The sequence below is a fragment of the Alphaproteobacteria bacterium genome (assembly GCA_035625915.1).
Lineage (GTDB): Bacteria > Pseudomonadota > Alphaproteobacteria > JACZXZ01 > JACZXZ01 > DATDHA01.
Genome location: DASPOR010000071.1, coordinates 1 through 10,171, shown reverse-complemented (window position 1 = coordinate 10,171; position 10,171 = coordinate 1). Strand labels below are relative to the sequence as shown.

10 protein-coding genes are annotated in these 10,171 nt (G+C 61.8%); 6 read left to right on the top strand and 4 right to left on the bottom strand.

Going from position 1 to position 10,171, the window contains the following annotated elements; translation table 11 throughout:
* Both VEJ16_06210 and ubiA read right to left on the bottom strand, forming a co-directional pair.
* The coding region (locus VEJ16_06210; protein ID HYB09243.1) for a 50S ribosomal protein L11 methyltransferase at positions 1-501 on the bottom strand (501 nt) is incomplete at its 3' end.
* Positions 498-1,445: a 4-hydroxybenzoate octaprenyltransferase gene (gene ubiA / locus VEJ16_06205; protein HYB09242.1), complete on the bottom strand. Its 948-nt coding sequence runs from the start codon at positions 1,443-1,445 to the stop codon at positions 498-500. The genes ubiA and VEJ16_06210, both read right to left, overlap by 4 nt.
* A gap of 73 nt (positions 1,446-1,518) precedes the next feature.
* Here ubiA and VEJ16_06200 point away from each other — a divergent pair, with 73 nt between their 5' ends.
* The 3 genes from VEJ16_06200 to VEJ16_06190 are packed head-to-tail and all read left to right on the top strand — an operon-like array spanning position 1,519 to position 4,297.
* Positions 1,519-2,310, top strand: a complete 792-nt coding sequence (locus tag VEJ16_06200) for a 16S rRNA (uracil(1498)-N(3))-methyltransferase (GenBank protein ID HYB09241.1) — start codon at positions 1,519-1,521, stop codon at positions 2,308-2,310.
* Between the two features lie 15 nt (positions 2,311-2,325).
* On the top strand, positions 2,326-3,693 hold the full coding sequence (locus VEJ16_06195; protein ID HYB09240.1) for a glutamate--cysteine ligase: 1,368 nt from the start codon (positions 2,326-2,328) through the stop codon (positions 3,691-3,693).
* Positions 3,694-3,730: 37 nt separating this feature from the next.
* The gene (locus tag VEJ16_06190) at positions 3,731-4,297 is read left to right on the top strand and encodes an NADPH-dependent FMN reductase (GenBank protein HYB09239.1); all 567 of its coding nucleotides are present in this window, start codon (positions 3,731-3,733) and stop codon (positions 4,295-4,297) included.
* Positions 4,298-4,309: 12 nt separating this feature from the next.
* Here VEJ16_06190 and VEJ16_06185 read toward each other — a convergent pair whose 3' ends face one another.
* A complete protein-coding gene (locus VEJ16_06185; protein ID HYB09238.1) occupies positions 4,310-4,780 on the bottom strand; it encodes a DUF302 domain-containing protein in 471 nt (156 codons plus the stop codon).
* Between the two features lie 159 nt (positions 4,781-4,939).
* Entirely contained in the window at positions 4,940-6,373 is a 1,434-nt protein-coding gene (gene tldD, locus VEJ16_06180) for a metalloprotease TldD (protein ID HYB09237.1), read from the bottom strand.
* A 689-nt stretch (positions 6,374-7,062) separates the two neighbouring features.
* Between tldD and coxB the strand changes: the two genes are divergently transcribed.
* The 3 genes from coxB to cyoE form a co-directional block, all read left to right on the top strand.
* Positions 7,063-7,905 (top strand): cytochrome c oxidase subunit II, encoded by an 843-nt coding sequence (gene coxB, locus VEJ16_06175; GenBank protein HYB09236.1) that lies wholly within the window; start codon positions 7,063-7,065, stop codon positions 7,903-7,905.
* Between the two features lie 21 nt (positions 7,906-7,926).
* A complete protein-coding gene (gene ctaD, locus VEJ16_06170; GenBank protein ID HYB09235.1) occupies positions 7,927-9,519 on the top strand; it encodes a cytochrome c oxidase subunit I in 1,593 nt (530 codons plus the stop codon).
* A 70-nt stretch (positions 9,520-9,589) separates the two neighbouring features.
* On the top strand, positions 9,590-10,171 hold a 582-nt coding region (gene cyoE, locus VEJ16_06165), incomplete at its 3' end, for a heme o synthase (GenBank protein HYB09234.1).

Sequence of the window (10,171 nt, the reverse complement as noted above, 5' to 3'; positions counted from 1 at the left end):
CGCTGCTCGTTCCGCCATTGGCCGCTCGTAACAGATATCGCCTGCAAGTGCTACGTCCCAGCCGCGATTGGCCTGGTGAGATTCCGCGAACGTCAGATCTTCAGTCAGGCATTCGATCGCGACGGCGTTGATATGCGCGTTGAGTTCGATCGCCGCTGCGGCAAGATCGTCGAGTTCCGCCGCATCGACGGTGCGAGCGCCGGATCGCATGGCCGCAATTCCGGCCACCCCCGATCCCGCGGCGAAGTCGAGTACGCGTGCCCCGCGCACAAGGTCAGGATCGTCGAGGACGAACCGGGCCAGCGCTTGCCCGCCGACCCAGGCAAAGGCCCAATAGGGCGGGGCCAATCCGCTCGCCTCGAGGCTAGCCTCAGTCGCCTGCCAAATGGGCGTGATCTCCGTCGCGAGGTGAAGTGCGATTTCGGGGAGAAATGGCGGCCTCACGCACGACGTATTCGCGCGCACGAAGGCAAACGCCTCCTCGCGCGTGAACGATCTCACGAGGTGCCGAGTGCGGGCCCGATCGCTCGCGCCGCGACGATTGCGCCGAGTATCAGCCAACCAAAAAATCGGTTCGATTTGAACTTGGCCAGGCAGTCGTCGGGATCGTCGGTATCGAGGGCGGAAATCTGCCAAAAGAACTGGAGCGCGGCACAGCCAAGACCCGCAAAGAACGGCCAGCGAAGCCCAATTGCCGCGGCACTGGCGGCCATGAGAAGGAGTGCGGCACTGTAAAAACCATAAAGCCAAGGTTTCGAGCGCTCGCCGAATTTGAGGGCGGTAGACTTCAGGCCGACGAGGGCGTCGTCCTCCTTGTCTTGATGGGCATAGATCGTGTCGTAGCCGAGGGTCCACGCGATCCCGCTCGCGTAGAGGAAAAGCGGTCCCGGGGCGAGCTCGCCTTTGATCGCCGCCCAGCCGAGCAACGCGCCCCAATTGAAAGCAAGGCCGAGAAAGAATTGGGGCCAATAGGTAAAGCGCTTCATCAGCGGATAGGCAAAGACGACGACGAGCGACGCAGCACCCAACCAGATGGCGAAGCGATTGAAGCTCGCCAGGATCGCAAGCGCAGCCAGAAGCTGGAGTGCGAGGAAGACGAAAGCCTGATGGAGCTTCACGGATCCGCTCGGCAGGGGGCGCGTCCGCGTGCGTGCGACTTTGGCGTCGTAATCGCGATCCGTAATGTCGTTCCACGTGCAGCCGGCGCCCCGCATGATCACGGCGCCAAGCGCAAAAAGGATAAATAAACCGAGATCGTGCCAGCTCTCCCACGCCATCGCGAGGCTCCACCAGCACGGAAAAAGCAGCAACCAGGTACCGATCGGCCGGTCGAGGCGCATGAGCCGCACATAGGGCCGCGCGTAAGCGGGTAACCAGCGGTCAACCCAGTTGTCGCGGAAGATGTCGGTACCGTCGTTCGCCAGAGTTTTGAAGGAGGATGCCATCGGCTAATCTTGCTCCTCACAGGGCGCGCTCACAAGGGCGCCAAGATCGCCCGCCGCTTGAGGAGGCGTCGGCTTGGAAGAAAAAGCGAGAATCCGATTGTTTGTCGAGCAGCCCCTTGCACCCGGCGCTGCCATCGGCCTTCCGGCCGAGCAGGCGCATTATTTGCGAAGCGTCATGAGGCTTACGCCAGGCGTGCCGCTCCTTCTCTTCAATGGACGGGATGGAGAGTGGCGCGCGCGGCTTGACGGGCTCGGCAAGGGCTGGGCGTCATGCTCCGTTGAAACGGCGACCAGGCCGCAGGTCAGGGAGCCTGACATCTGGCTCGTCTTCGCCCCGCTCAAGCGTGCGCGAATCGATTTCGTGGCCCAAAAGGCAACCGAGCTCGGCGTTTCGGCCCTTTGGCCGATCTTCACGCAACGCACGGCCGTGAGCCGGGTCAACGACGAGCGACTACGCGCCAACGCGGTCGAAGCGGCGGAGCAGTGTGAACGCCTGACCGTCCCGGACATAATCGAGCAAGCGTCTTTAGAGGAGGCACTTGCTCGCTGGCCGGCACAGCGCCGCATTTTCCTTTGCGATGAGGGCGGGGGCGGGCTTCCAATCGCCGAAGCTCTCCGGCCGGCTGGAAAAGCGCCGCCCTTGGCAGAAGAGCCCGCGGCCGCGCTGATCGGCCCCGAAGGCGGATTTTCATCGGAAGAGCTTGACCGCTTGAGAAATAATCCCATTGTTACGCCCGTCGGTTTGGGACCGCGTGTGCTCCGGGCCGATACTGCGGCGCTCGCCGTGCTTGCTTGCTGGCAAGCGCTCGTGGGTGATTGGTGCCGTGATCGCGCGCATACGCCCGCAAGACGAATCCAACGATAATTCGAAGGCTTCCCAATGTCTGGACCGCCCATCTCGAGCGGAGCGCCCATCGAAAACAAGGCCCAACTGGTGGAGTACCTCGCCGCTGGGTGCAAGTCGATGTCCGATTGGCGAATCGGCACCGAGCACGAGAAGTTCACATTTCATCGGAAAACCCTCAAGCCGCTGTCCTATGAAGAACGCGGTGGCGTGCGCGACATATTGATGGGCTTTGAGGAGCGCTTTGGCTGGAAACCGGTAGTCGAGGGCGGCAACATCGTCGCCCTCAGCAAGGATCAGTGCGCAATCACCCTTGAGCCGGGCGGACAGCTTGAGCTTTCGGGAGCGCCCGTGCGCACGCTCCACGAAACCTGTGCTGAGGTGCATCACCACCTTCACGAGGCAAAGGAGATTGGCGAGGCTCTCGGCTTCGAGCTCATTGGACTTGGCTTTCATCCGACCGCCAAGCGCGCGGACATTCCGTGGATGCCCAAGGGCCGCTACAAGATCATGCGCGAATACATGCCGAAGAAGGGCAAGCTCGGTCTCGACATGATGCTCCGGACCTGTACCGTGCAAGTCAATCTCGACTTTGCATCCGAGGCGGACATGGTCGAAAAATTCCGTGTGAGCCTCGCCCTCCAGCCGCTTGCTGTCGCCCTTTTCGCCAATTCCCCTTTCACCGAAGGCAGGCCCAACGGATTTCTCTCCTACCGCAGCCACGTATGGACCGACACGGACCCAGACCGGTGTGGGATGCTCCCGTTTGTGTTCGAGCCGGGAATGGGCTTCGAACGCTACACCGACTATCTCCTCGACGTGCCCATGTATTTCGTCTACCGGGATGGCAAATATATCGATGCGAGCGGACAATCGTTCCGTGATTTCCTGGCAGGAAAATTGCCCGCCCTTCCCGGCGAGCGGCCGAGAATCGGCGACTGGTCCGATCACATGACGACCGCGTTTCCCGAGGTGCGTCTCAAGCGCTATCTCGAAATGCGAGGAGCCGACGGCGGTCCGTGGCGTGTCCTATGCGCGCTGCCTGCGCTCTGGGTCGGATTGCTTTACGACCGCGTCGCCCAGGATGCGGCATGGCAGCTCGTCAAGGACTGGACCATCGCGGAGCACGACGAGCTTCGCCGCGAAGTGCCAAAGCGCGCGCTGAAAACACCCTTCCGCGGACGCACTTTGCGCGAGGTTGCACTCGACGTGCTCGAGATCGCAGCGGGCGGGTTGAAGCGCCGGGCGGCCGCGGGAGGCTTTGCGTCGGACGAGTGCGCTTTCCTCGATGTCCTGTGGCAGATCGCGCGTTCGGGCCGGACGCTCGCCGATACCCTGCTCGACGCCTACGCAAATCGTTGGGGAGAAAATCTTCAGCAGGTCTTTCGCGAGTGCCACTATTGACCGTTCGGGCGACGGTTTCGGGTGAGGGAGCGTGAGCGTGGCCGACGACAAGCCGATTAACGTTTTGGGCTTTTGCGGGAGTTTGCGCAAAGGGTCGTACAACAAGATGGCGCTCAGGACGGCAATCGAGCTTGCGCCGCCAAGCATTAAGATTGAGACCTACGATATCGCGCCGATCCCGCTATACAACGAAGACGTGCGCGCGGCGGGTTTTCCGAGGCCGGTTGAGGAACTCCGCGCCAAGGTCAAGGCGGCCGACGCACTTCTCTTCGTCACGCCCGAATACAACTACTCGATGTCGGGTGTCCTCAAGAACGTCATCGACTGGGTCTCCCGTCCGCCCGATCAGCCTTTCAATGGCAAGCCTTGCGCGATGATGGGCGCAAGTGTGGGCATGACCGGTACCGCGCGCGCGCAGTATCATTTGCGCCAGACGTGCGTGTTCCTCAATTTGTACCCGATCAATAAACCCGAGGTCATGATACCGGCCTGCCATGACAAGTTCGACGCCAACGGCAAGCTTGTCGATGAGACGGCGCGCGGACTTATCAAGGACCTGTTGACCTCACTCGACGCATGGACGCGACGGCTTAGGGCCGGTTGAGACTGCAAGGATCTAAGGCTTCACCGCTTCGTCGGTGAGCTGGTCGAGGAGTTGCGCCAAGTGCTCGACGGCGACCGGCTGGTTGGTGATATTGTATCGCTGGACGAGGCGATCCAGGTCGGGATAGGCGAGTGAAACGCGGCCGCTCGCATCCTCCCAAGCAACAATGCGTAATGGCAGATCGAGGGCGATCGTGCGCTCGCTCTTCAGGAGCCCGGCGTCGAAATCTGCCTTTGAGATCGAAAGTGTTTCGGCCGCGCCGATCGTCTCCCCGCCCTTTTTCGCAATCGCGCGGTCGTCGACCCGCGCTTCGATCGTGAAGCCGTTCTTCTTGAGGAGGTCCTCGAGGCGGTCGAGGGTCTGAGTTACGTCGTAGGGGCTGCGTTTGGTCACGAGCCCGGGCGGTAACGCGCCGGCAACCCGCGCCGCCAAGGTGAGCACCGCGACAATAAGCAAAGCATGAAGGAACGGCCGCGTCGTCATCAGCCGTAGTTGTACGGGTCCTTGGCGCGAGGCGCAACTGGGCTTGATCCGCGCGGTTGCCCCGTTCAGGCGAGTGTCCGAGGGAATTTCGGGGCTTTTAAAAGGGTCGAACGCGCCCCCGTCCGCGGTGACGAAACGCTTGCGCGGAGAAGAGCTTGCTCATGCGGCCGTACCGCCGACCGTCAGGCGATCGATCAGAAGCGTCGGTTGGCCGACGCCAACCGGCACGCCTTGGCCTTCCTTGCCGCAGGTCCCCACACCGTGATCGAGCGCCATGTCGTTGCCGATCATCTTGACGTGGGTCAGCACGTCGGGTCCATTTCCGACGAGGGTCGCACCCTTGACGGCCGGCCCGACCTTTCCGTTCTCGATCAGGTAGGCCTCGGACGCCGTGAAGACGAACTTGCCGGACGTGATGTCGACCTGCCCGCCGCCGAAATTGACCGCATAAAGCCCTCGCTTGACCGAGCGGACGATTTCTTCGGGTTCGTGGGCGCCGGCAAGCATATAGGTGTTGGTCATGCGTGGCATAGGGTGATGGGCAAAGCTCTGCCGCCGCCCGTTGCCCGTCGGCTTCATGCCCATGAGGCGGGCATTCTGGCGATCCTGCATAAAGCCGACGAGAATGCCGTGCTCGATCAAAACCGTGCGTTGCGACGGTGTCCCTTCGTCATCGATGGTAAGAGAGCCGCGTCGGTCGGGGAGGGTTCCGTCATCGACGACGGTCACGCCCGGACTTGCAATGCGCTGGCCCAGGAGCCCGGCAAAGGCTGAAGTCTTCTTGCGGTTGAAGTCGCCCTCGAGCCCGTGACCGATCGCCTCATGAAGGAGTATCCCGGGCCAGCCCGGCCCAAGGACGACCGGCATCTCGCCTGCAGGTGCGTGGACTGAATCGAGGTTGACGAGGGCTTGACGCAACGCCTCTCGTACCTGGCCTTGCCAGTTCGCGGTGTCCAGCAGCATCTCGTATCCAACGCGCCCGCCGCGCCCTTCGGTGCCGGTTTCCCGCCGGTCGCCGTCGCCGACGACAATCGAGACGTTGAGGCGGACGAGGGGGCGGAAATCCGCCGTCTGGTGCCCGCCCTGGCGAAGGATCGCAACGGCCTGCCAGGAACCGAGTAGAGAGACCATGACTTGACGCACACGCGGGTCGAGGCCGCGCGCATAAGCATCCATCTTGGCGAGCAGCTTCACCTTGCGCTCGAAATCGACGCCGAGGAGGGGGTTTTCATCCGTATAGAGGTGGCGATTGGTGCCTAGCGGGTGCGCCGCGAGCGTACCGCCGTGGCCCGCTTCGACCGCCTTGACCGTCATACTTGCCCGCCGGATAGCGTCTTCCGAAAGCTCCGAGGCATGGGCATAGCCGACGGCATCGTCCACCACGGCGCGCAGGCCGAAGCCTTGCGTCGTGTCGAAGGATGCGCTCTTGAGGTGGCCGTCGTCGAAGGCGAGGGCTTCCGACTGGCTATATTGGAGGAACAGCTCGCCGTCATCGGCGTTCTTAAGCGATTCGTCGACGACACCCTGAATACGCCCGCGATCGAGGCCGGCGCGATTGAAAAAGATGTCTTCGGCGATGGTGCGGTCTGACATGGTGGACCTTTCTCGACACTGCTGTGGCTCGAACGCGCCGATCGCGTTTTAAGAAAACGCTCCGTCAGGCGGGAAGTTTCGCAGCATATAAGTGGGTTGCGCTGTGACGATTGTCACCCGTTTCCCTTGCAAAAATGAGGCGGCTGCCATAAGCGCCGTTCAATGCGGCCGATCCGCCGGCGGGAGATGGGTCATGTTTCTCCTCGTCGACGGCATTCTCGTTGAGCATTGAATTCGCCTCATTGACTGCTTCGTGGGCAAGCCGGTGCCCGATCGCACAACCCGGACAGGCGCGGGATTGCCACCATCGCTGGATGCGGCCCGATTGTCTCTCTTTCGCACTCGGGGCCGCCGAACGCATACCTGCGCCTAGGCCCTTGAGGGCGCGAAGAATTCGTGCGACATATCGTCGCATAAATAGCGCAAGTCCGCGGAATGCGAAGGTTTTCGCAGCGTTGCATGGGTCGCCTTACGCGCGTGCGCGCGCGCGACTTGCACGGCAAGGCAAAGCGGGCTGGTTGTTCGCCAAGCAGGGCCTATTGTATTGTCGGCCCGCTTGGGGAGAACGCCCGTGGGCAGGATCGAAGCAGTGCTGGTATGCTGGGCGCCGCGCGGCACCGGCCCCTCTAATGCATCTTGATCCGCCGGCGGTCGGGCTCCTGATCAGAACGCCATCGGGGCGAGGAGAAATGACATTGAAAATCCGTCATGCAGCACTTGGATTGCTGGCGCTGTGCGTGGCCGGTCTCCAGGCAGGCAGCGCTTGCGCGGAAGAACCGCGACCTTGGGAGATCGGACTGCAACCAGCGGCCTCGCTGACGGCGGAGCGAATCGACAGCTTCCACACAATGCTGTTGTGGATCATCACGCTTATCACACTCTTTGTGCTCGCCCTCCTCGTCTACGTGATATGGCGCTTTCGTGAAAGCCGCAACCCGGTCCCGAGCAAGACGGCGCACCACACATTCATCGAAATCCTGTGGACAGTCGTGCCGATCATGATCCTGGTGGTCATCGCGATACCGTCGTTCAAGCTGCTTTACTATGCGGACAAGACAGCGGACGCACAGATGACGCTCAAGGCTATTGGCCATCAGTGGTACTGGTCCTACGAGTACCCAGACGACAAGGTTACGTTCGACAGCATTCTCGTCGAGGACGCCGACCTGAAGCAGGGCCAGCCGCGCCTCCTCACCGTCGATAATCCGGTGGTCGTGCCGGTCAATACCAACATCCGGCTCCTGATCGCGTCCGAAGACGTAATGCACGCATGGACGATGCCGGCGCTTGGTGTGAACCTCAACGCGGTCCCCGGCCGCCTTAACGAGACGTGGATGAATATCGAGCGCGAAGGAACCTATTACGGACAGTGCTTTCAGCTTTGCGGCGTCAATCACGGCTTCATGCCGATCGAGATTCGCGCGGTTTCGAAGGACGATTATGCGAAGTGGCTCGCCGACAAGAAAAAGCAGGCCGCGAATTCGAATGCCGCCGCGGACGCGCAGCTTGCCCAAACCGCGACCATACGCTGAGCGATTCCGAGAGGTCCAAATATGGCTCATACGACAGACCCACATGGTGCTTCCCATCCGACCGGATGGCGACGCTACGTCTATTCGACCAACCACAAGGACATCGGCACGATGTACCTGGTCTTCGCGGTCGTCGCGGGGCTCATCGGCCTGGGAATGTCGCTCTATATCCGCACGGAGCTTTTCAGCCCCGGCATGCACGTCTATGGCGGCCCGGAAGGGAAGCAGTTCTATAACGTAGCGATCACGGCGCACGGCCTGATCATGATCTTCTTCATGATCATGCCCGCGATGATCGGGGGATTCGGCAACTGGATCGTGCCGATCATGATTGGGGCGCCCGACATGGCGTTCCCGCGCATGAACAACATCAGCTTCTGGCTGCTCATCCCGTCTGCCATCCTCCTTCTCGGCTCGGCCTTCGTCGAGGGCGGGGCGGGTACCGGTTGGACGCTCTATCCTCCGCTCTCCTCGCTCTTGGGCCATCCGGGGCCTGCAGTCGACATGGCGATATTTGCACTCCACCTCGCGGGCGCGTCGTCGATCCTCGGGGCGATCAATTTCATCACCACGATTTTCAATATGCGCGCACCGGGAATGACGCTCCACAAGATGCCGCTCTTCGTTTGGGCGATCCTGGTCACGGCGTTCCTGCTGCTCTTGTCGCTGCCAGTACTCGCGGGCGGCATTACGATGCTACTGACCGACCGGAACTTCGGCACGGCCTTTTTCGATCCGTCCAAGGGCGGGGATCCCATCCTCTTCGCGCACCTGTTCTGGTTCTTCGGCCATCCGGAAGTTTACATCCTGATACTCCCGGGCTTCGGCATGATCAGCCAGATCGTCTCGACCTTCTCGCGCAAGCCCGTGTTCGGCTACCTGGGAATGGCCTATGCCATGGTCGCGATCGGTTTCATCGGCTTCGTCGTGTGGGCGCACCACATGTTCACGACCGGACTCGACGTGAACACGCGCGCGTACTTCACGGCGGCGACGATGGTGATCGCCGTGCCTACGGGTGTCAAAATCTTCAGTTGGATCGCGACCATGTGGGGCGGGTCGCTCCAATTCCGGGTGCCGATGCTATGGGCGATCGGCTTCATTTTTCTCTTCACGGTCGGCGGCGTCACCGGTGTGGTGCTGGCGAATGCCGGCGTCGATATCGCACTCCATGACGGCTACTACGTGGTGGCGCACTTCCATTATGTGCTCTCGCTCGGTGCGGTGTTCTCGATCTTTGGCGGCTTTTACTACTGGTTCCCGAAGATGTGCGGGCGCATGTACAACGAAGCGATTGGCAAGGTTCACTTTTGGCTGACCTTCATCGGGGTCAACCTCACGTTCTTCCCGATGCATTTCCTCGGCCTTGCGGGAATGCCGCGCCGGGTGCCGGATTATCCGGAGGCTTTCGTCGGCTGGAACCAGGTGGCGACCGTCGGGTCTTACATATCGGCCGCAGGGGCGGTCCTTTTCGTTTTCCTCGTGATTCAGACGCTTCTTGCGGGCAAGCGCATCGGCGCCAACCCGTGGGGGGAAGGGGCGACGACGCTCGAATGGACCGTACCATCTCCGCCGCCGTTCCACACGTTCGAGGAGCTGCCGCGGATCCACTAACCGGGACGGCCGCTAATCGGGTTGGCGGCAACGTAAAGTTTGGGAGTCCGCAAACGTGTCCAACGCGCCCATCGAGTTCGATCGCAGTCAAGCCGGTGCTGTCCTCACGGACAGGGCCGCCGTTGGCGATTATGCGCTTCTGCTCAAACCTCGCGTCATGTCGCTCGTCGTCTTCACCGGTTTTGCCGGACTGTACGTCGCACCCGGCCACATCCACCCCGTGCTCGCGGCGATCGCTATTCTGTGTATTGCAGTCGGCGCCGGTGCCTCGGGCGCCATAAACATGTGGTACGACCGGGATATCGATGCGGTCATGCAACGGACGATGCGGCGGCCGATTCCCGACGGACGGGTCTCGCCGGAAGCGGCATTGGCGCTGGGCGTCATGCTCGCCGTTGGGTCTGTCACGGTGATGGGCCTCGGCGTCAACTGGGCCGCCGCCGTACTCCTTGCCTTGACGATTGCGTTCTACGTTTTCGTCTACACGATCTGGCTCAAGCGCCGCACGCCGCAAAACATCGTGATCGGAGGTGCGGCCGGCGCCTTTCCGCCGATGATCGGATGGGCCGCGGTCACGGGCGACGTGAGCCTTGGCTCACTCACCCTCTTCGCCATGATCTTCATGTGGACGCCGCCGCATTTTTGGGCGCTG

Bases quoted from the DNA above. Each gene is read 5' to 3' on its own strand.
- VEJ16_06185 (HYB09238.1), bottom strand. From the start codon at position 4,780: ATGACGACGCGGCCGTTCCTTCATGCTTTGCTTATTGTCGCGGTGCTC.
- coxB (HYB09236.1), top strand. From the start codon at position 7,063: ATGACATTGAAAATCCGTCATGCAGCACTTGGATTGCTGGCGCTGTGC.
- ctaD (HYB09235.1), top strand. From the start codon at position 7,927: ATGGCTCATACGACAGACCCACATGGTGCTTCCCATCCGACCGGATGG.
- ubiA (HYB09242.1), bottom strand. From the start codon at position 1,445: ATGGCATCCTCCTTCAAAACTCTGGCGAACGACGGTACCGACATCTTC.
- tldD (HYB09237.1), bottom strand. From the start codon at position 6,373: ATGTCAGACCGCACCATCGCCGAAGACATCTTTTTCAATCGCGCCGGC.
- VEJ16_06195 (HYB09240.1), top strand. From the start codon at position 2,326: ATGTCTGGACCGCCCATCTCGAGCGGAGCGCCCATCGAAAACAAGGCC.